The sequence below is a fragment of the uncultured Arthrobacter sp. genome, assembly GCF_947493765.1.
GTDB lineage: Bacteria > Actinomycetota > Actinomycetes > Actinomycetales > Micrococcaceae > Arthrobacter_D.
This window is the reverse complement of the sequence record NZ_CANLSZ010000004.1, coordinates 374537-395290: the sequence shown is the minus strand read 5'-3', so window position 1 is coordinate 395290 and position 20754 is coordinate 374537. Positions and strand designations below refer to the sequence as shown.

19 protein-coding genes are annotated in these 20754 nt (G+C 69.5%); 10 read left to right on the top strand and 9 right to left on the bottom strand.

Going from position 1 to position 20754, the window contains the following annotated elements:
* Nucleotides 1–87: 87 nt before the first annotated feature.
* Nucleotides 88–1782 carry an amidohydrolase gene (locus tag Q0747_RS08960; protein ID WP_298253714.1) on the bottom strand — a complete coding sequence of 565 codons (1695 nt, stop codon included), beginning with the start codon at nt 1780–1782 and terminating at the stop codon, nt 88–90.
* A gap of 30 nt (nt 1783–1812) precedes the next feature.
* On the bottom strand, nt 1813–2787 hold the full coding sequence (locus Q0747_RS08955) for an aldo/keto reductase (protein ID WP_298253712.1): 975 nt from the start codon (nt 2785–2787) through the stop codon (nt 1813–1815).
* A gap of 147 nt (nt 2788–2934) precedes the next feature.
* Here Q0747_RS08955 and Q0747_RS08950 point away from each other — a divergent pair, with 147 nt between their 5' ends.
* From Q0747_RS08950 to Q0747_RS08940, 3 genes are all read left to right on the top strand, one after another.
* The gene (locus Q0747_RS08950) at nt 2935–4962 is read left to right on the top strand and encodes a bifunctional diguanylate cyclase/phosphodiesterase (RefSeq protein WP_298253710.1); all 2028 of its coding nucleotides are present in this window, start codon (nt 2935–2937) and stop codon (nt 4960–4962) included.
* Nucleotides 4963–5059: 97 nt separating this feature from the next.
* On the top strand, nt 5060–6283 hold the full coding sequence (locus Q0747_RS08945) for an AI-2E family transporter (protein WP_298253708.1): 1224 nt from the start codon (nt 5060–5062) through the stop codon (nt 6281–6283).
* Nucleotides 6280–7254 carry a D-2-hydroxyacid dehydrogenase gene (locus tag Q0747_RS08940; RefSeq protein WP_298253706.1) on the top strand — a complete coding sequence of 325 codons (975 nt, stop codon included), beginning with the start codon at nt 6280–6282 and terminating at the stop codon, nt 7252–7254. Before Q0747_RS08945 ends, Q0747_RS08940 begins: the two co-directional genes overlap by 4 nt.
* Nucleotides 7255–7433: 179 nt before the next feature.
* On the opposite strand, the gene Q0747_RS08935 is transcribed toward Q0747_RS08940, so the two are convergent.
* From Q0747_RS08935 to Q0747_RS08925, 3 genes are read right to left on the bottom strand one after another with little or no spacing between them, the layout of a single operon-like run.
* Entirely contained in the window at nt 7434–8678 is a 1245-nt protein-coding gene (locus Q0747_RS08935) for an RNA polymerase sigma factor (RefSeq protein WP_298253704.1), read from the bottom strand.
* Entirely contained in the window at nt 8675–9061 is a 387-nt protein-coding gene (locus Q0747_RS08930) for a YciI family protein (protein ID WP_298253702.1), read from the bottom strand. Before Q0747_RS08930 ends, Q0747_RS08935 begins: the two co-directional genes overlap by 4 nt.
* A gap of 1 nt (nt 9062) precedes the next feature.
* Nucleotides 9063–9449 carry a YciI family protein gene (locus tag Q0747_RS08925; protein WP_298253700.1) on the bottom strand — a complete coding sequence of 129 codons (387 nt, stop codon included), beginning with the start codon at nt 9447–9449 and terminating at the stop codon, nt 9063–9065.
* A gap of 306 nt (nt 9450–9755) precedes the next feature.
* Here Q0747_RS08925 and Q0747_RS08920 point away from each other — a divergent pair, with 306 nt between their 5' ends.
* Both Q0747_RS08920 and Q0747_RS08915 read left to right on the top strand, forming a co-directional pair.
* A complete protein-coding gene (locus Q0747_RS08920; protein WP_298253698.1) occupies nt 9756–10190 on the top strand; it encodes a VOC family protein in 435 nt (144 codons plus the stop codon).
* A 189-nt stretch (nt 10191–10379) separates the two neighbouring features.
* Nucleotides 10380–11723, top strand: a complete 1344-nt coding sequence (locus tag Q0747_RS08915; protein WP_298253696.1) for an HNH endonuclease signature motif containing protein — start codon at nt 10380–10382, stop codon at nt 11721–11723.
* A 101-nt stretch (nt 11724–11824) separates the two neighbouring features.
* Here the strand turns inward: Q0747_RS08915 and Q0747_RS08910 are convergent, their stop codons facing one another.
* Entirely contained in the window at nt 11825–12532 is a 708-nt protein-coding gene (locus Q0747_RS08910) for a TetR/AcrR family transcriptional regulator (RefSeq protein ID WP_298253694.1), read from the bottom strand.
* Nucleotides 12533–12594: 62 nt separating this feature from the next.
* Here Q0747_RS08910 and Q0747_RS08905 point away from each other — a divergent pair, with 62 nt between their 5' ends.
* The 3 genes from Q0747_RS08905 (at nt 12595) to Q0747_RS08895 (ending at nt 14968) form a co-directional block, all read left to right on the top strand.
* Nucleotides 12595–13110 (top strand): cupin domain-containing protein, encoded by a 516-nt coding sequence (locus tag Q0747_RS08905; protein WP_298253692.1) that lies wholly within the window; start codon nt 12595–12597, stop codon nt 13108–13110.
* 86 nt (nt 13111–13196) lie between these two features.
* Nucleotides 13197–13577 carry a hypothetical protein gene (locus Q0747_RS08900; RefSeq protein WP_298253690.1) on the top strand — a complete coding sequence of 127 codons (381 nt, stop codon included), beginning with the start codon at nt 13197–13199 and terminating at the stop codon, nt 13575–13577.
* An 89-nt stretch (nt 13578–13666) separates the two neighbouring features.
* The gene (locus tag Q0747_RS08895; RefSeq protein ID WP_298253688.1) at nt 13667–14968 is read left to right on the top strand and encodes a glycosyltransferase 87 family protein; all 1302 of its coding nucleotides are present in this window, start codon (nt 13667–13669) and stop codon (nt 14966–14968) included.
* Here Q0747_RS08895 and Q0747_RS08890 read toward each other — a convergent pair.
* Entirely contained in the window at nt 14955–15875 is a 921-nt protein-coding gene (locus Q0747_RS08890; RefSeq protein ID WP_298253686.1) for an SDR family oxidoreductase, read from the bottom strand. The genes Q0747_RS08895 and Q0747_RS08890 overlap by 14 nt on opposite strands.
* A 155-nt stretch (nt 15876–16030) precedes the next feature.
* Between Q0747_RS08890 and Q0747_RS08885 the strand changes: the two genes are divergently transcribed.
* Nucleotides 16031–16516 carry an SRPBCC family protein gene (locus tag Q0747_RS08885; protein WP_298253684.1) on the top strand — a complete coding sequence of 162 codons (486 nt, stop codon included), beginning with the start codon at nt 16031–16033 and terminating at the stop codon, nt 16514–16516.
* Between the two features lie 30 nt (nt 16517–16546).
* On the opposite strand, the gene glsA is transcribed toward Q0747_RS08885, so the two are convergent.
* Both glsA and Q0747_RS08875 read right to left on the bottom strand, forming a co-directional pair.
* Nucleotides 16547–18361 (bottom strand): glutaminase A, encoded by a 1815-nt coding sequence (gene glsA, locus Q0747_RS08880; protein ID WP_298253682.1) that lies wholly within the window; start codon nt 18359–18361, stop codon nt 16547–16549.
* Between the two features lie 59 nt (nt 18362–18420).
* On the bottom strand, nt 18421–19854 hold the full coding sequence (locus Q0747_RS08875; RefSeq protein ID WP_298253680.1) for an APC family permease: 1434 nt from the start codon (nt 19852–19854) through the stop codon (nt 18421–18423).
* Between the two features lie 298 nt (nt 19855–20152).
* Between Q0747_RS08875 and Q0747_RS08870 the strand changes: the two genes are divergently transcribed.
* Complete coding sequence (locus Q0747_RS08870; protein ID WP_298253678.1) at nt 20153–20752, top strand: pentapeptide repeat-containing protein; 600 nt, start codon at nt 20153–20155, stop codon at nt 20750–20752.
* Nucleotides 20753–20754: the final 2 nt, after the last annotated feature.

Here is a 20754-nt window from a genome sequence, read left to right as displayed (position 1 = left end):
GGCTCCAGCAGTGGGAGCGAGCCGCCGGACCTCGTCGTTCCCAGTACCCGGGCCCCAGCAGTGGGAGGGACGGGGCGCGCGGAAGCCCTACCGCTCGAACATCACGCGCCCGCCCGCCACGGTCAGGTCCACGCGGACGGCGTGCAGATCGGCGTCCTCCAGCGCGAAGGGGTCCACGGACAGCACGGCGAGATCGGCCGGGGCACCCGTCCGGATGAGCCCCGCAGGGGAGCGGGTGACGCGTGCCGATCCGGAGGTGTAGCCACGGAGGACCGTCAGGAGGGTCAGCGCCTCCGCGGGGACCAGCGGAGGGACGCCCGGGTAGGCGGGGTGCGTGCGGTTCACCGCGACGTGGATGGCCTGCCACGGATCGGCGTCGGACACGGGCCAGTCGGAGCCCATCGCCAGCGGAGCGCCACCGCCCACCAGTGACGCGAACGGATACTGCCACGTTGCCCGCTCCGCTCCGATCAGCGGCACGGTCAGGGCCCGCATCTGGTCGTCGCTGCACGCCCACAGCCCCTGCGCGTTGACCGTCACCCCGAGGGCACCGAAGCGCGCGACGTCGTCGGGGTGGACCAGCTGCACGTGCGCCATGTTGTGCAGCGGCTCCCATGCCTCCGCGGACGGCGACGTGGACGCAACCGGGTCAGGGTCGGCCGCGCGCGCCCCGGCGACGGCATCGAGCCCGGTCCGGACGGCGCGGTCGCCGATCGCATGCAGATGCAGATCGAAGCGGGCTGCATGCAGTGCTCCGACGACGGCGTGGAGCACGTCCTCCGGGAGATAGCTGGGCCCGCGGTCCACGGCGCCCGCCGGCACGCACCCGCAGCCGGCGGGTTCGTACGGGTCGAGGAGCGCTGCCGTGCGGTTCTCGGGGACGCCGTCGATCATGATCTTGGCGCTCGACGTCGGGAAGCCCGCCGCCGCGTTGCTCCGACGGCGCTCGCGGAACTCGTCGACGAGGGCGGGGATCTCCGGCAGGGTGATGCCGCGCGGCACCCAGAGGGCACCCGACGCCCTGCCGCTCAACCGGCCCGACGCGGCAAGAGCGCCGTAGGCGGGAGCGGCATCGGGGTAGCCCGCGTAGTCGCCGATGATCGCCTCCTGCCAGCCCGTGATACCGAGGGAGTGCAGATGCCGCTGTCCGTGGAGGATCCCGGCTTCGACGGTCCCGCGCGTGATCGGCGGGAGGACCCGGGACACGAGCGCCATGGCGCCCTCGTGCAGGATGCCGCTCGCGGAGCCGTCACTCCTGCGGTCGATGCGTCCGTCCGGAGGATCGGCGGTGTGGTCGTCGATGCCCGCGAGCCGCAGCGCCGCCGTGTTGACCCACGCGCTGTGGTGGTCCCGGTTGATGAGATAGACGGGGCGGGAGGGCGCGACGGCGTCGAGCACCGCGGCGTCCGGGAAACCGCCGTCGTAGTCACCCTTGTACCAGCCGGCGCCCGTGATCCAGCCGGGAGCCGGACCCGTGGACGCCGCAGCGTGGGCGGCGACGGCACGCTGCACCTCGGCGGCCCCGTGGCTCTGCCCCACGTCGCACGCGAGCGCCTCGATACCACCCATGAAGGTGTGCGCGTGGGCGTCGACGAATCCGGGGGTGACAAGACGTCCCTCCAGCTGCACGACGTCGGTGGCCGGCCCGACGACGTCGCCCAGCCCGGCCTCGGTCCCGACACCGGTGATGATCCCCGCCGTGACGGCGACGGTGGTGGCGCCGGGCCGGACGGCGTGCCCGTCGAACACCCGACCGCCCGTCAGGACGAGGTCAGCGGCCATGCGGCGCAGGGAGGGGCGGGGTGCCGGGCATCAGAAGCCGACGATCGGATGCGGCACGTAGTGCTCCTCCAGCAGGCCCACCTCGTCCTCGGTCAGGTGGAGCTCCAGCGAGGCGACGGCGTCCTCGAGGTGGAGCGGCCTGCCCACGCCGACGACCGGCGCCGACACCACCGGGTTGCGCGACACCCAGGCCAGGGCCACCCGCGCACGGCTCACACCGCGAGCAGTCGCGACCGTCCCCACGGCGTCGGCGACCCGGCGATCGGCGTCGACCGTACCGTAGAGGGTCTTGCCGAACTCGTCCGAGTCCGAGCGCTGCGTCGTCTCGTCCCAGGGTCGGGTGAGCTTGCCGCGCGCGAGCGGGCTCCAGGGCAGGACGCCGATGCCCTGATCGGCACACAGTCCGTACATCTCGCGCTCCTCCTCGCGGTTGATCAGGTTGTAGTGGTCCTGCATGGTCACGAAGCGCGTCCAACCGTTCAGTCGCTGGAGGTACAGCGCCTTCGAGAACTGCCACGCGAACATGGACGAGGCTCCGAGGTAGCGCACCTTGCCCGCCTGCACGACGTCGTGCAGGGCCTCGAGGGTCTCCTCGAGCGGTGTCGACGGGTCGAAGCGGTGGATCTGGTAGAGATCCACGTAGTCCGTCCCGAGCCGGCGGAGACTGTTGTCCAGTTCGGTCATGATGGCCTTGCGGGACAGCCCCGCTCCGTTGGGCCCGGCATGCATCCGACCGTGGACCTTCGTCGCGATGACGGCCTCGTCGCGGCGGGTGAAGTCGGCCAGGGCGCGCCCCACGATCTCCTCGCTGGAGCCGTCCGAGTAGACGTTCGCCGTGTCGAAGAAGTTGATGCCGGCCTCGACGGCCGCCCGGATCAGGGGTCGGCTCTGCTCCTCGGGAAGCGTCCACGGGTGGTTGCCGCGCTCCGGAGTCCCGTAGCTCATGCAGCCGAGGGCGAGCGGGGAGACGTCGAGTCCGGTGGATCCGAGCTTCACATACTGCATGGCGATTCCTTCCGAGGGGTCCGGGGTCATTCACACCCTAAAGGAGACGCCCGCCTCGGCCGTCGACCCGCTACCATCCATGCTAGGAGAGTGTCACCGTCACCCCGTGGGGCCGCTGTGGTGGACTCGACGAGGAGGGGAGACCGCATGTACCGGGCGGACTGGCCGGACGTCGACGGGACGGGCGTGCCCGAGGACCTCTTCGTGAGGGCCCTGGAGGCCACCTCGGAGGTCTCCATGATCACCGACGCCGAGCAGAACATCCGGTACGTGTCGGAGATGTTCGTGACCATCACCGGATATTCGCGGGAGGAGGTCCTGGGCCGCAACTGCCGGATGCTCCAGGGGCCGGGGACGGATCGCGCGACGACGGCGGCCATCCGCGACGCGCTGGTGTCCGGAACACCGTTCGACGGCGAGATCCTCAACTACCGCAAGGACGGCTCGGCCTTCTGGAACGCGCTGCGCATCACCCCGCTGTTCTCACCGGAGGGCGAGCTCACCCACTTCGTGAGCGTCCAGCGGGACATCAACACGCGGATGGCCCTGCTCGAGCAGCTGCGCTTCCAGGCTCTGCACGACCAGGTCACCGGGCTGCCGAACAGGGTGGACATGGGGGCGCGCATCGGGCAGCTCATGGCCGTACCGCGGTCCGCCGAGACCGTGGACGCCGTCGGGGTCATCGACCTCGACGACTTCCGGATCATCAACAACACCTTCGGCCACGCCGCCGGGGATCTGCTGCTGCGCGCGTGGGCCCTGCGGCTCCAGAGCCGGCTCCGCGACGAGGACTTCCTCGGCAGGATGGGCGGGGACGAGTTCGTGGTCATCTTCCGTGACGTCCCGCGGACCGGAGCACGCAAGGCGTTCGAACGCCTCCTCGAACCGTTGAACGAGGTCACCGACTCACCGTTCATGATCGACGGCGAAGCCGTGCTGATCGGCATGAGCATGGGCATAGCGCTCGTGACGGACGGGGTGACCGACGCCGCGGACATCCTGCGGACGGCCGACGAAGCCCTCTACTCCGTGAAGCAGCGCAAGGCCGACCGGACCCGGTGGTGGGAGCTCGGTGCCGACGACGGCACGGAGACCCGCCCCTCCACCGGGGAGGGCTCAAGGGTGTCCGGGGACACCCTGGGCGAGGCCTGCCGACGTGCCCTGGACACCGGGCTGCAGGTCCATCTGCAGCCCGTCATCGAGCTGCGCGAGGGGACGGTGCATCTCTTCGAAGCCCTGGCCAGGCTCGCCCTGCCGGACCGGTCAGTCCTGGCCCCCGCCGAGTTCCTGCCGTACCTGGACGACGCCGACGTCGACCGGCTGTTCCGCCTGGTCCTCGACGAGGCACTGGCCCAGTTCGGGAGGTGGAGCAGCGCCGGGGTCACGGCCGAGCTGTCCGTCAATCTGCCGCCCACCGCGCTGGAGTGTCCGGATCTGATCGATTTCCTGAGCGATCGGCTCGCCCACCACCGGATAGAGCCGCGGCGACTCACGCTCGAACTGCTCGAGTCGGGGCATCTCGACTCCGATGCGCAGCGCGACGTGCTGCTGCGGATCGTGGGACTCGGGGTCGGCCTGGCGATGGACGATCTCGGTGCGGGGTACAGCAGCCTCAAGCGGCTCTCCTCGCTCCCGTTCAGCACCATCAAGCTGGACCAGGATCTGCTCGCCGACATCCACAGCAGGCCCACCGATGCGCTGAGCATGATCGCGGCGATGATCCAGCTCGGACGGGACGTGGGGATGACGGTGGTGATCGAGGGTATCGAGGAACGGGGTGTGGCCGAGGCGGTCACCGTCCTCGGAGCAGCGCTCGGCCAGGGCTTCTACTTCAGCAGGCCGCTCCCCGCGCACGAGATTCCGGCCTTCGTGGCCCGCTTCAGCGAGCGGCTCCACCCAGACCGGTTCCGGACCCACCTCGGAGCGCTCGCCTACCACTGGCAGTTCGCGCGCCTGGGCTCACCGCATGCCCGGGACCTGCACGTCTGTCCGCTCAGCGAGTTCCTCTCGGCCGTCGATGCGCCCGCCGACGTCGAACGCTGGCATGCGCAGCAGCACGACGGGCGTGCAGTGCACCTCGGGGCGGGCCGGCTCATGGTCGACTGGTTCGTGCAGCAGGTGCGCCGTGCCGCTCCGCTCGCCCTGCTGGCACCCGGCCCGATGACGTTCTCCTGACACCACGGACACCGACGCTGCCAGCAGGAGCCACGAATTCCGCGCGTCGTGCCCGGACCGACGCTCCGAGGGGCCGTGACTAGGGCAGGATGGCTGGGTGACACGCGCAGAGTCCGACCCACAGGATCGCCAGCCCCCGATCCTCCCTCCGTCCACCGAGCCCTCACCGGGTGAGTCGGAGGGCACCGAGCGGCACGGGGCATCGACGGCCAGGCGCTTCCGTCCGAACGCCATGGCGGACGGACTGAAGGCCAGTGCCCTCTGGACCGCACGCGGGATCGTCGTGCTCGCGGGTCTCGTGATCCTCTGGTTCGTCGCCGGCGCACTCTGGTCGATCGTCCTGCCCACGCTCTTCGCGCTGCTCCTCGCCTCCGTGCTGTGGCCCGTCAACCGGGTGCTGCGGAAGATCCTTCCCAGGATACTGGCATCGCTGGTGACACTGCTCGGGTTCATCGGCGTCGTCGTCGGGATCGGCGCGCTGACCATCCCCACGATCGCCAGCGGCATCACCGAGCTCACGGCGCTGGCCCAGGAGAACGTCCGCGACATGGTGGAGTTCGCCTCGAGGCTGCCCCTGGATCTCGACTCCGCCAATCTGGACCGCCTCGTGGACACCGCGCTGACCGAGTTGCAGTCCAACGTGGGCAACATCATCAGCGGTATCACCGCCGGCCTGAGCGAACTGACGTCCGGGACCATCGTGGTGCTGCTCTCGCTCGTCTTCACCTTCTTCTTCCTCAAGGACGGCGACCGCTTCATGCCGTGGGCGTCGCGCTGGACGAACTCCACCGCGTACGGCCACGCCGCGAAGATCGCGAACGGGACCTGGAAGGCGCTGTCGCACTACATCTTCGCCCAGGCGACCGTCGCGCTGGTGGATGCGGTGTTCATCGGTCTCGGCCTGGTACTGCTGGACATCCCGCTGGCCATCCCGCTCGCCGTGCTCGTCTTCTTCTCGGCGTTCATCCCGGTGGTCGGTGCCGTGGTGTCGGGGCTCGTGGCGACGCTCGTCGCGTTCCTCGCCTACGGCTGGGTGAGCGCGCTGCTGGTCCTCGGACTCGTGGTGCTGGTCCAGCAGCTCGAGAGCAACTTCATCCAGCCGCTGCTCGTCGGGAGGACCCTCGAGATCCACCCCGTCGTCGTCCTCGCCTCGGTGACCGCGGGTGGCACGCTGTTCGGGATCGTGGGGGCCTTCTTCGCGGTCCCGACGACGGCGGTGGCGATCGTCGTCCTGCAGTACCTCCGGGACCAGTCGATCGAGCAGCACCCGGCGGCCGCAGGGCCCGAGGAGGATCCCGAGGCGACCGGAGCCACCGGGTGACGCGGCCGCCGGTGATCGCCGTGCTCGAGGGCGCCCGACCGGTGCGGGGCCTGGAGCGCGTGCGCGAGCTCTCGGAGCTCCGCGTGGTGCAGGCGGACGGCTTGGCGCGGGCCCTCGACGGCGCGGAGGTCCTCTATCTCTGGGATTTCTTCTCCGGCGCGCTGCCGGCCGCCTGGCACGCCGCCGATTCGCTGCAGTGGCTGCACTGCGCTGCGGCCGGGGTGGACAGACTCCTCTTCCCCGAGCTGGTGGCCTCCGACGTCGTCGTGACCAACGCCCACGGCGTCTTCGACCAGCCCATGGCCGAGTACGTCCTCGGAGCCGTGCTGCACGCCGCCAAGGGCTTCGGACCCCTGCGGGACCAGCAGTCGCAGCGGGACTGGATCTGGCGGGAGGGCCGCAACATCGCCGGCACGCGCGCCCTCGTGGTGGGCACGGGCAGCATCGGGCGCAGGACGGCGCGGCTCCTGAGGGCCGTAGGAATCCGGGTGGAGGGTGTGGGACGGGTTGCCTCGGAGCACGACGACGACTTCGGGCGCGTCCATGCCGCGGCGGATCTGACCCGCGTGGTCGGTGACGTGGACTGGCTGGTGCTCGTGGCGCCGCTGACCCCGGCCACGGAGAATCTGGTCGACGCAGCTGTCATCCGGGCGCTGCCGGATTCGGCCGTGCTCATCAATGTGGGCCGCGGCAGGCTGCTCGACGAGGAGGCGCTCGTCGCGCGGCTGCGGGACGGGACGCTCGCCGGGGCCGTCCTGGACACGTTCGCCGTCGAGCCCCTGCCGCCGGACAATCCGCTGTGGTCCCTGCCGTCGGTCCTCGTCACACCCCACATGGCGAGCAACGCCGACTCCTGGCTGGACGATCTCGCGGCGCAGTTCGAGCGGAACCTCCTGCTCTGGCTGGCGGACGAGCCGCTGCCCGGCGTCGTCGACAAGGCCCTGGGGTACGTCCCCTCGACCCGCCGCTGACCGCAGCGCTCCTTCAGGAGCCAGCAGTCAGGGACCGGGATCATCCGCTGTGCTCGCGGAGGAAGCCCGTCACCGCCTCCTGCCATGGGGGCCTCGATATGCGGTGGTGACCCAGTATGACGCTGGACGAGCGGGGACGCCGGCGCCGCCCGCGGTGGGCTGTCGCAGCCCTGCCGGATTCAGCTCACTAGGCCGCCACGACGGCGGGTGAGATACGCCCGCTCGGCGGGATTGCCGGTGAGGTCGATGGCCCTGTCGTAGGCGGCGCGTGCTGCACCATCCCGTCCACAACGCCGCAGGAGGGCGGCACGCGCGGCATGGAAGGCGTGATACCCGTCGAGCGCCCCGGAGAGTCGATCCAGCTCGGCGAGTGCCAAGTCGGGGCCGTTGAGCTCCGCGACCGCGACAGCGCGGTTGAGCCGCACGATCGGCGACGGATCGAGCGCTGCCAGGCGGTCGTAGAGAAGGAGGATCTGGGACCAGTCCGTCTCGTCCGCGGTCGCGGCGTCGGTGTGCACCGCGTTGATCGCGGCCAGGAGCTGGTACCGCCCCGGTGGTTCGCTGCCGGCGGCGACCGCAGCGAGCCGCTCACGGACGAGGGCGTGCCCCTCGATGATCAGGGCCCGGTCCCACGCCCCGCGGTCCTGGTCCTCCAGCGTCACCAGTTCGCCGTTGCGGGACACGCGCGACGAGCGCCGCGCGTCCGTCAGCAGCATCAGTGCCAGGAGACCGGTCACCTCGCCGTCGTCGGGCAGGAGCGTGCGCAGCAGGCGCCCGAGACGGACGGCCTCCTCGGTCAGGTCGGTGCGCAGCGGATTCTCCCCGGCACTGGTCAGATATCCCTCGTTGAAGACGAGGTACACCACCGCGAGCACACCGGCCAGCCGTTCGCCGATGTCCTCGGCCGACGGCACCCGGTAGGGGAGGTGCGCTGCCTTGATCTTCGCCTTCGCGCGGGTGATCCGCTGCGCCATCGTGGTCTCCTGGACGAGGAACGCGCTCGCGATCTCTGCGACGGTGAGACCCCCGAGCAGGCGCAGGGTCAGTGCGATCCTGGCCTCGATGGCCAGGGCAGGATGACAGCAGGTGAAGACCAGCCGGAGCCGATCGTCACCGACCGGTCCGGTCGCCTCGGGCGGAGGGTTGTAGGACACCATCTGGGCCGCCTGGTGTCTGGCGCTGCGCCGGGACTCCCGACGCAGCCGGTCGGTCGCCTTGCGACCGGCGGTGGTGGTGAGCCAGCCGCCGGGATTGGGCGGTACGCCGTCGTGCGGCCACCGCTCCACGGCGGCGACGAACGCGTCGGCTGCTGCTTCCTCGGCGAGGTCGAGGTCGCCGAAGCGTCGGGCGAGACCGGCGACCACCCGTGCCCACTCATCACGGTGGGCACGGGTGATCGCCTCCTCGACCGCGGATCCGGTCACGGCTCCAGAAGAGCTTCGATCGATGCCGCGGACTGGAACGGACGCACTTCGACCACGCCACGGCAGGCTCTGGACGCCTCTGCCGCGAGAGCGAGGGCCTCGTCGAGATCGGCGGCCTCGACCACCCAGAAGCCGCCGAGATGCTCCTTGGTCTCGAGGTAGGGTCCGTCGGTGAGGACCGGTGTGCCGCCCTGCCCGTCGACGGTGGTGGACGTGGTGGCGGGTTCGAGGCCGTCCGCGAACACGAAGTGGCCCTCGTGCTGCAGCTTCTCGTTGAACGCACCGGTGTCGGCGAAGGCCTGCAGCATCGCCTCCCGGGAGGGGTAGTCGCCGAACTCGCCGCGCTCTGCCGATCCGAACACGGACAACATGTAGCGTGCCATGTCACTCACTCTCCTGCAGTCGACGATCGATGATCTCCGCGAGCTCCGAGGGAAAGCGGTGGACCTCCTGCGGCCAGTCGAGGGCCACGGCCAGACGCCCTGCCCAGTAGCGCGCGGCGTCGTCGTCGGGCACCTCCACGACCGTGAACCCGCCGAGGTGTTCCTTGGTCTCGGCGAACGGCCCGTCGGTGAACACGGGCCGGCCGTCCTTGCTCACCACGCTGCAGAGCGCGGTCGAGGCGTCGATGCCCCCGTCCGCGAAGACGAAGACGCCGGCCGTCCTCATCTCCTCGAGGAGGGCGTGCGACGCCTCGCTCTTGCTGTGCAGCTCGTCGGTCGTCTGCTCGGGCACCCATTCGTCGTTGAACGCGATCAGATAGTTCGGCACTGTCTTCCCCTCTCGTCGTCGCGAGATCCCTGGCGTGGTTCCCCGGCTGCGGACCCCCGGAGTGGGGCCTCGCATCTACTCCACGAACGGCGATGCTCGGATACGACACTATTCCCGGACGCACCTGCACAACAGGGCCGCGGCTCCGAACCATTGGGGCAGGTGGGTGACAGGTGGGTGAGGAGACCGGACTGGTCGACGCCGTACCGGCTGGTCCAGGCCCGTGCACGGTGCGCCGGTTTCGATCGACCGGAATTTGCGCCCTCGTGCTGGACCTCACCAGAAGGATCGGTGGGAGAATGGTCCATGGGTATTTCACCGGCCTTCACCATCGTCACCCTCGGCGTCGCGGATCTGGAGCGCAGCGCCGCGTTCTACCGGGCACTGGGCTGGGAGCAGCGCGGGGACGCGTCGGCGGGCATCACGTGGTTCCGGACATCGGGCACGTGGATCGGCCTCTTCGGCAGGGCAGATCTTGCGGCGGACGTCGGCGTGGCCGCCGAAGAGCCTCCGCAGTTCCGCGGGGTCACCCTGGCGCTGAACTTCAACGACGAGAGCGCCGTCGACGACGCGCTCGCCCATGCCGTCTCCGTCGGAGCCCGGCTGGTGAAGCCGGGTACGCGGGCCGACTGGGGCGGCTATTCGGGGTACTTCGCGGACCCCGACGGGCACGTCTGGGAGGCGGCGTTCGCCCCCGCTTTCCAGGTCTCCGACGACGGCACGATCGACATCCAGTCCTGACCCGGCACTTGCCGCAGTGGTCGCCGTCCAGCTGTGAATGGTTGGTCGTCAGGACGACGTCGGCCTGCTCCGGTGACTGTCCGCGAGCTGGTTGAGCGCGTTTGTAATGAGAGTAACGCTAAGCGTGATTCCCACATTATTGGTACAGGTGTTCGATTTCTGTCAGTGGCGGCTGCGAGAATTGCTGCTATGGAGGACATCACGGAAACGGGCCCGGAGCAGCTGGATGCTGTTCTGGACGAGGTCGCGGCTCTGGCGGTGACGGTGAGGGGGAACGCCTCCAGAGCGCTCGACGTCGTATCCCGCATCGACGCACTGTGCGACCGCCTCCAGGGCGTCCGGATGGACCTGCTGCACGAGGCGCAGGTGAGTGGTGAGCCAGGACTGAGCGTGGCCGAGCGGCTCCATGCGACCAATCGGGTGTCACTGTCCTCCTCGCGTCGCGACGTGCGATTGGCCTGCGACCTGTCGAACCGGTTCCCCCTGATCGTGCAGGCATGGCGCGACGGCAGTGTGTCGGGTCAGCAGGCCCGCGGGATCGTCGCAGGACTGAAGCACCTGCCCGTCGCGTTGACGCGACCACAACTCGATGCCTGCCAGGCCGAGCTCGTCGGCTTCGCTGATCGACTGGATCCTGACGAGCTGCGCGTCGTCGCCGAGCGCATGGCCGAGGTGATCGACCCGGAACGTGCCGAGGCACTGGAGGCCGACCGCATCGAGCGGGACGCCAGGGTGGCCCACGCGCGGCGCGCGCTGGTGGTGGCGCCGGATCATCATGGGTCGATGCTGATCCGCGGTCAGCTGCCGATCGCCGATGGGGAGTTGTTCCTGACGCAGCTGACGGCGCTGACGCCGTCGGCCGCCTCCTACCGGTTGACGGGGGAGCTTCCGGACCGGTCGGCGCGACGCGCCGATGCGCTCGTGCGGTGGTGCGGGATCGCCGCCGCATCGGGTGAGCTTCCGGCAGTGGGCGGAGACCGGCCGCAGGTACTGGTGACCCTGGGCCTGGAGGCGTTGGTCCATGGGATGGGGGTGGGCACCATGCTGGCCTGCGGGGAACCGCTGTCCGCAGGGGAGGCCCGGCGCCTGTCGTGTGACGCGCACATCACCCCCACCGTGCTGGGCGGTGCCTCGGAGGTGCTGGATGTGGGGCGGACCCATCGGTTCTTCACGAAACCCATCCGGGCCGCCCTGGTGTTACGCGATCAGGGATGCGTGTTCCCCGGCTGTGATGCCCCGCCCGCAGCCTGCGAGGGGCACCATACTCGGCCGTGGTGGACCGGTGGGACCACCTGTGTCTCGAACGGCGTTCTGCTGTGCCCGTACCACCACCGCCTCGTGGAACCGGATCCGAACAGGTCGGCCCAGGTGCAGTGGCAGATCCTGATCGACCCCGGGACTGGCTTGCCATGGTTCACGCCGCCACGTCAGATCGACCCGGACCGCGTGCCGAGACTGCACCACCGCTTCCTGCTCAGGGGCACGGGTCCGCCCGGAGGCGCTACAACAGGCCTGGAACACTCCCGGGCCTGACGCAGGTGAGCATCACCGAGGTTGAGGGCCCTGGCCCGGTACTCGCTGCGCTCGATGCCGGTGGTCGGGTGGTGGGCCGTTAGACCCCGCCGGTGCCGTGATCATCGGGCGACGTCGAGATGCCGTGCACACGGACCCTGGCGGCCCCGGAGCAGGAACCTGACCCACAGATCGGTAAGATGCTCGGCGTACTGTCGGCTCGTCCAGCCCCGTGAGGCCAGGAGCAGGAAGTACTCGGGGGAGTTGGTGGCCCAGACGACGTCGGCCACGGCATCGTCGTCCAGGTCCTCGCGCAGTTCACCGGTGGCGCGCAGGTCCGCGGCGAGCAAGCGCATGTTCGACGCCCGACGTTCGACGAGCTCCCGCCAGGCCTCTCGACACCCTGGGTCCTGGATTCCGGCGTCGTGCAGCGCCTGCGTCAGGGGTGCGAGATCCGGTTGCAGTCGACCCAGGGCCCGCGCATAGACCGCGAGTTTGGCGGCGGCGCCTGGCGTGGCGCGGATTTCCTGGACGTAGCTGCGCTCTGTCGCAGTGACTGGGCCGCGTCCCTCGCCTAGGACGTCGTCGATGACTGCTCTGACCAGGGTGGGCTTCTTCCCCACCGAGGTGTAGACGGTGTCCACCGAAACGCCCGCCCGCTCCGCGACGGCCGACATGGCTGTCTGCTGATATCCGTGGCGGATGAACAGGTACCGGGCAGCGGCGACGATCTGATCGCGGGTCGCTGCGGCAGCCTGGCGACGGCTTGGAGCGTGGTAGGTGCGTCTCTTGATGGGGGCGGGCACGGGGTCTACGGTACCAGTATTCATCCGAAGCTGATTCGACCCAATTGGAGGCAGTGATGAATAAGGCAGTGATGAACACAGCCGCGATGAGTACAACTTCGGCGCGGCCCTCCGCGCGTGTGGTGCATCGCGCAGCGGGCACGGCGCCTGCTACCTGGGCCATGGGCTCCCTGTTCGAACGCCTCATCTCCTCACGCGAGAGCGGAAGCCTCGACATCGCCGTCGTCACCCAGCCTCCGGGCACGGCGACGCCCCTGCACCGGCACACCAGGGAGGCCGAGGAGTTCTTCCTGCTCGAGGGCACCATGACCTACCGGGCCGGGGAGGAGACCTTCCACCTCGGTGCAGGTGACTTCGTCTGGCTTCCCGCCGGTCTGCCCCACGCCTTCCGGGTCACGGGAGCTGTACCCGTCCGGTTCATCGGGTTCGCCCAGCCCGGCGGTTTGTTCGATCTCTACGACGAGGTGGGCATTCCCGCCGCCGAGCACCGGCTGCCGGGCACGGACGGCCAGACGCCCGACGTCGAGGTGCCGAAGTGGAACAGGGTCGGCTCCACCTACGGTCTCGAGGCCGTCGGCCCGCCGCTCGACGACGACGCGTAGGGCGTCCGACGCCGTCTCACGTGGCCTTCAGGACCCCAGCGCCTTCATCGCAGCTGAGTCCGGTCGACGGATCGAGACACAGTCACATGGGTCTGACACTGACCACCGCCATGACAGCCAGCCCCTCGTTCGAACAACAGCGTTCTGTCTCAGGCCCGAGCGGCGACGTTCAGGAGCCATTGCGCTACACCCCGCGGGATGGCCGGCGCGATCAGGTGTCCGCCGGGAAGCTCGTCGGGGATGATGCCCAGTCGTTCGCGAGCCAGGTAGTGCTGGAACTCCAAGGCGCCTGCCCGGACCCCCTCGGGCACGTCGTGCAGGAAACGAGTCGCTCGGTGAAAGCCACCACGGCGTCCGGCCCGTTCACCGGCGGCCTGCAGGGCGACGGGCACCACGTCCGTCCGCTCGCCGATCGCAAGGTCGACGGCGTGAGGTTCCGGGTCTATCCGCTCGATTTGACCGCATGATCGAACTGCAGACCGCACAGTCAGTCCACGAGAAGACGGACGAAAAGGATGTCTCCCTGATCCGCGAAGTGGCGCGCGATCCGCACTGAATGACAGACTTGCGCCTGCCGCCACCCGCCGATCAGGAGTCCTCCGTGCGTATCCGCCCGCCCCGACCGGAGATCCGGAACCGCGCCCGCCCGGTATGGGTGGTCTTCGGGCTGATCCATGTCGGGTTCCTCGCACGTCTGCTGCCCTTCATCATCGGCGGGGGAGTGCTCAGTGACATCCGGTTCTACCGCGAGTGGGCGTACCAGGCCCTGAACGACGGCATCTGGGAGGGCATCGACACGGCCTGGGTATATCCCGTGGGAGCCTTCGTGCCCATGCTCGTCGCCACGATCCTCGGCCCCCACCTGTACCAGCTGGCCTGGTTCGTCCTCTTCGCCGCGCTGAACGCCGTGGCCACGGCGGTCCTCGTCCGGCGGGGCACACCGTCGTCGTACACCGCCGCCTACTGGTGGCTCGGCGTGACCGCGCTGCTGGGCCCGGTGGCGGTGGGACGGATCGACGGTCTGACGGCGCCGATGGTCATCACCGCCCTCCTCGTCATCGCCACCCGCCCTTTCATCGCGTCCCTCGTGCTGAGCGCGGCGACCTGGATGAAGGTCTGGCCCGCCGTCGTCCTGCTGGCCGCGCTCGTTGTCCTGCAGAGGTCACGCCTGGCGATCCTGGCTGCCGGCGCGGCACTGACTGCCGTCATCGCCGTCGTCGTGGGAATCTTCGGGGACCTCCGTCACCTCTCGGGGTTCCTCAGCGCCCAGGGAGCCCGCGGCATGCAGCTCGAGGCGCCCTTGAGCACTCCCGGGGTGTGGCAGGCGATCGCGGGGACCTCGGGCGCCTACTTCTTCGAGGACGAGGTCATCAACACCATGGAGGTCCGCGGGGCGCTGAGCGAAGTGGTGGGGGCCCTGATGACGCCGCTACTGGTCCTCTCGGTGGTCCTCATCGCCGTCGTCCTCGCGGTCGCCAGGCATCGTGGCGTTCCCGGCGACGCCCTCCTGGCCACGGGTTCGCTGGCCCTCGTGAGCGCCCTCGTGGTCTTCAACAAGGTGGGCTCGCCGCAGTTCATGCTGTGGATCGCGGCCGTGATCGCCGTGGGACTCGCGCTCGGCCAGGCGGTGCGGTGGCGGTACCCGGCGATCGCGATGCTGGTGACCGCCGGACTCACCACACTGGTCTACCCGATTTTCTACGACGCGCTGCGCTACGATCTGCAGTCGGCGGTCGCCGTGCTGCTGACCCTGCGCAATCTGCTCGTCGTCAGCATCTTCGTCTGGTCACTGGTGCGGCTGGGCCGATTGGCCGCGCCGACCCGCGGGCCTGCCGGCGTGCACCCTAGGGATGCCTGACACCCTCTGCGGCCAGGACGGCCCGATACCCCTGGCGATACGTGGGGTAGGTGAAGGAGAAACCCGTGGAGCGCAGGAGACTGCTGTCCACGCGGCGTGCACCACCCCGGCCCGACGACGCCTCCCCGCGCGGGGGCTCGGCCACTCCCAGTTCCCGGGCGAGGAACTGCAGCACCTCGGCCAGATCCACCGGCTCCTCGTCGCTTCCCAGGTAGACCGGTTCCGGGGACTCGACCGCGGTCACCAGGTGCACGATCGCCGCCGCCGCATCATCCCGGTGGATCCGGTTCGTCCACTGGATCTCGCGGGGCAGGACGGCCGACCCACCGGTGATCTGGTCGATGAGCCGGGTACGGCCCGGGCCGTAGATCCCCGACAGTCGCAGCACCACACCGCTGCCGGGGGCGCGTTCGAGGAGGACCTGCTCGGCGGCCCTGACCTGACGGGCCGTCGGGCCGGCACTGTCGGCCGGTGACTCCTCCGTGACCCAATCACCGTCGAAGTCCCCGTACACCGCCGTCGAGGAGACGAAGAGGACGCGCCGCGGCCTGACGCCGTCGCGCTCGAGGGCATCGAGGACGTTCCCCGTCGCGTCCACGTAGGCGCTGCGGTAGGCCGCCTCGGTGCGCTCCCCGGCGGCGGTGGCGATGACGACGACGTCGGTATCGTGCGGGATGGTCGGCAGGTGTTGGGTGAGGTCGACTGCGACGCCCTCGATGTCGGACGGCAGGTGCTGCGGGGAGCGCCGCCAGCCGATCACGCGCTCGCCCGTGGCCGCCAGGCGCAGCCCCACCTCGGTCCCGAGATCTCCGCAGCCCGCTATCAGCACCGTCATCGCGTGTGTCCCGTCCTCGGTTCCATGCGGTCCGCCCCGGCCGCGCCGAGGCCAGTCTAGGTGCTGCAGCACCACGCCCGACCGGGCCGGGACCCGGCTGCCACGTGCTTCCGCCCGTAGACTGACCCGCGACCGGGGCGGAGTGGCCCGGTCCCGGGATGCGCGGGATGCGCGGGAGGCCAGGGAAAAGTATGGGACGTGCGGGGCATGCGGCACGAACGACGTCGGTGACGGACAGCATCGTGATCCACCGGTCACCGCTGGAGCTGTACGGGATGGTCGGTGACGTCACGAGGATGGGCGAGTGGAGCCCCGAGAACAAGGGGGCCAGGCGCCGGAACGACGGCGCGGCCCGGGTGGGGGACGAGTTCGTCGGGTGGAACACGCGTGGCCGGGTCAGCTGGAGCACGCTCTGCACCGTCACGCGCGCCGAGCCGGGCAGGGAGTTCGCGTTCCGCGTCCATGAGATCGGCGGCCCGAAGCGCCGCCTGGCCGCCCGGATCGCCACCTGGCGGTACACCTTCGGGGACCACGACGGCGGGACCCTCGTCACCGAGACCTGGACGGACGACAGGCCGTGGCCCGATGCCATCGCTCGCGTGTTCGATCACCTCGCCACCGGGGGCAGGACCTTCGCGGCGTTCCAGCGCGGCAACATCCGGCGCACCCTCCGGAGACTGAAGGAGGTCGCCGAGGCAGACGTCGTCCGCTGACCGGGCCGCGCACCCGACCCGGGATCCTGCTCAGTCGCGCATCCGCACGGCCGTCTCCCGCAGGTACAGGTCCACACGGGCGTAGGCGTCGCGGGTGAGCGCTTTCCAGAGTTCCGCGGCGAGCCGTGGATCCTCCTCCTCGATCTCCTGGATGGTCTGCGCGGTGAGGACCTCCACCCGCGAACGCTCCAGGGCCTTGACCGTGGTCTCCTGGCGGTCGTCACTGCCGAGGGCCAGCTCGCCGAAGGTCATCCCGGCGCTGAGTGTGCTCAATTTCAGGCGCTCGCCGGTGGGCCCGGGTGCCGAGGTCAGGATCTTCCCGGACACGATGAAGTACACACCGCCGAACGACTGCCCCACGCGCCGGACCACCTGGCCCTTCTCGTAGACGCGTTCTTCCATCCGATGGGTCAGGGCGGCGATGTGGGCCGCTCTCAGCGGACTCAGCGCCGGGCACTGGCCCACCTCCACCTCCGTCGGCATCAGCAGATCCTCGCCGTACCGCCCGATGAGCTCGTTCTCGCACCACTCGATGGCAGCGGTCCGTGTGTCGAACGTGGGGACCGGGTGGTCGGCGTCGCTGAACGTCTCGGTGAGCGTGCTCTCGCGGTCGATCAGCACCAGTTCGCAGCCCGCATCGAGCAGATTCTGGCGGGCCTCACCGAGCAGGCGGAGGGAGACGTCGGCCACCTCGTCCACGCGGCGCAGATCCAGGATCACGTAGGTGATGTCCTCGGACAGGCTGCTGAGTTCGCGCACCATCGATTCCGTCCCGGCGAAGAGCAGGTCGCCGTTGAGCTCGATCACCATGGCACGGTGCCCTTCCGCGCGCAACACCTCCACGGCCTCGTCCGTGCGCCGGATGCCCGAGGGTGCAGCCGTGATGTCGTAGGTGGCGCGGATCGCGGAACGTCCGGCCCGCGCGGCCCTGACGAAGTGCAGCTCCATGTCGCGGGACAGCCGCTGGCTCGCGGCCACGCCACGGACGCTGCTGCCGTGCTCGTCCAGGGGCGGGGAGTAGACGGCCAGGCCCACCTGTCCGGGCAGGACGGCGATGGTCCCGCCGGCCACACCGCTCTTGGCGGGCATGCCCACGGTCGTGAGCCAGGCCCCGGCGTCGTCGTACATGCCGCACGTGGTCATGACGGAGAGCACCCGCTCGACCGGGAGGAGATCCATGACCTGGACGTTCGTCAGCGGGTTGCGGCCCGAGTTGGCGAGCGTCGCGGCCATGACCGAGAGATCCATGCAGTTGACCATGATCGAGCACTGGCGGAAGTAGTCCTCGACCACCGGCGTCGGATCGTCCTCGATGATGTCGAAGGAGCGCAGCAGGTAGGCCAGTGCCCGATTCCGGTGGCCGTGCTCGAGCTCGGAGCGGAAGATCTTCTCGTCCACGCCGAGCTGCCGGCCGGCGAACTGCGAGTAGATGTTGGCGATGCGCTTGAAACGGGTGTTGCCGCCGCGGGACCGGATGAGCGAGGTGGCCGTCAGTGCGCCGGCGTTGATCATCGCATTCGACGGACGGCCACTGCCCGGAGCGAGCGAGATCTCGTTGAACGAGTCCCCCGATGGTTCCACGTCGACCTTCGCATCGACGGCGTCCATCCCCAGATCGGACAGCGCCAGGCCGTAGGTGAAGGGCTTGGAGATCGACTGGATGGTGAACTCCTCACGCGTGTCACCGATCTCGTACATGTAGCCGTCCACCGTGGTGAGGCAGATGCCGAAGTTGTCGGGATTGACCGCCGCCATCGCCGGGATGGTGCTGTAAGGCTTGCCGTCACGTAGTTCCGAGATCTCCGCGTGGATGAGTTTCAGATAGTTCTCGATCGGAGATTCCATGCTGTCCAGCCTAGGGTGCCGGACGGCGCACTCCTGCCGCTCTCCTGCAGCGGTGCGGGTCAGCGCGGCTGGGCCAGCCGATCGAGGAGGCGCTCCTCGGCATCGGGGCCGGCAGCGATCCCGCGCGGGATGCGCAGCAGGAAGACGACCCCGAGCACCCACCACAGGCCGAACAGGATCCACGGCGGAGGCGTGAGCGCCGCGGGCATGCCCGGCAGGTACAGACTGAGCAGGGCCACGCAGAGGACGGCGGCGAGCCAGCCGATCACCACCCCGCCCCGGCCGCGGCCGCCGACCCGCAGCGGCCGGTCCATCCCGGGCTCGCGCCGACGCAGGATGACGAAGACGACGGAGACGAGGATGTAGGCCAGCACGATGCTGGGGGCTCCGGAGTCGACCAGCCAACCGAGCATCTCCGTGCCGAAGAAGGGGGCCGCGAAGGAGAGCGCGCCGATGAAGACGAGCGCGTTGACCGGGGTCCGGTAGCGCGGGTGCAGTACGCCGAACCAGCGCGGCAGCATGCCGGAGCGCGCCATGGAGTACATCAGTCGGGAGGCTCCCAGCAGCAGCGAGTTCCACGACGTGATGATGCCGGCGATCCCGCCGGCGATCAGGACGTTGGCCATGAGATCGGAGCCGAACATGGTGCCCATGGCGTCGGCCGTCGCGATGTCGGCGTCGGCGAGGTCGGCCGCCGGCATGGCGGACGACGTCGTCAGGATGGTCATGACGTACCACAGGGTCGCGAGGATCACGGCGACGACCACGAGCCGCCCGATCTGCCGGGCCGGGATGTTCACCTCCTCCGAGGACTGCGGGATGACGTCGAAGCCGATGAACAGGAACGGCACCACGACCAGGACGGAGAAGAAGCCCGCGGTCCCTCCTGTGAAGAGCGGCTGTATGTTCGACGTCGAGCCGCCGGTGAAGCTGCCGAGGATCAGGATCAGCCCGATGACGAGGAGGAAGACGACCACGAAGGTCTGCGCCGCCCCGGCGATCTTCACGCCACGGATGTTGATCAGCGTGATGACCACCGCCGCGAGGGCTCCGACGAGGGTCCAGGTCAGATGCACCTCGTCGCCGGCCACGGTCCAGAGCGGGATGCGGCTGAGATCGGGGAAGATGTATTCGGCCGTCCGGGGCAGGGCCACGGCCTCGAACGCGACGATGGTGACGTAGCCGCCCGTGATGGCCCAGGACCCCACGAAGGACCACCGCGGACCCATACCGCGGAGCAGGAAGTTGTGCTCACCGCCGGCCTTCGGCATGGCCGCGGTCAGTTCTGCGTAGGTGAGGCCGACCACGCCCATGATCACCCCACCCGTGATCATGGCCAGCACTGCTCCGCCCGTCCCCGCCGAGGCGATCCACCCTCCTGTGAGCACCACCCACCCGAAACCGATCATGGCACCGAAACCCAGGGCGAGGGCGTCCCAGTTACCCAGGACCTTCAGGAGCGAGTGTTCCGCTGTGGTCTCCTGCTTCGACATGACCGCTCCGTTCTCGTGCTGGTCCCGCTGATGTCCGGCTGTGGCCCCGGCTGCGGTTTCCGGGTCGGGTCCACCCACTGTAGGTCTGCGGGGGCTGGGGTGAAAGACCGTCACGATCAACGGCAGACGCCCTCCCGGCGCCGACGCGGCCCCCCCGACGTCGTCGAGTGGTTTGATGGAGGCGCCGCTGCGACGCCGAGAGCAGCATCCCGATGATCGGAGCGAAAAGATGCCCCCGCGACCACGCGGCGCCACCCAGGCGCCACACCTGTCCCTGCGACCGCCCCAGGGAATGACCGTGGTCGCGGAGCCCCGCCTGCTGGACGGCGACCACCGCGAAGGGGAGCATTACGAGCGGCTCGCCCTCGACCGCAGGGATCTGGCCGGAATCACGCTGCAGGAGTGCATCCTCGACGGAGTGTCCCTCGACGACACCGAGCTGCGCGGCGCTCGCTTCATCGAGTGCGCCATCGAGGATCTGTTCGCCCCGGTCTTCCGCGCAGCGCGCAGCAGCTGGCGCGAGACCTCCCTGCGCAGCACGCGCTGGGGTTCGGCCGAGCTCTACGACAGCCGGTTCGACGGTGTCCACCTCGACGGCGGCAAACTCGACTACGTCAATCTCCGCAGCTCCCGGCTGACCGATGTGCTCATCAGCGGCTGCATCATCGGGGAGCTGGATCTCTCCGGTGCGCGAGCCACGCGCGTGGCCCTGCAGGACTGCACCCTCGGGACGCTGACTCTCGACGGTGCGCAGCTGAAGGAGGTGGATCTGCGTACGAGCAGCTTCCGCACCATCAACGGGCTCGATGGTCTGCGTGGTGCGACCGTGGACGACTACCAGCTGCAGCTGCTGGCGCCCTATTTGGCCGAGAGCATGGGTCTACGGGTCGAGGGCTGAGC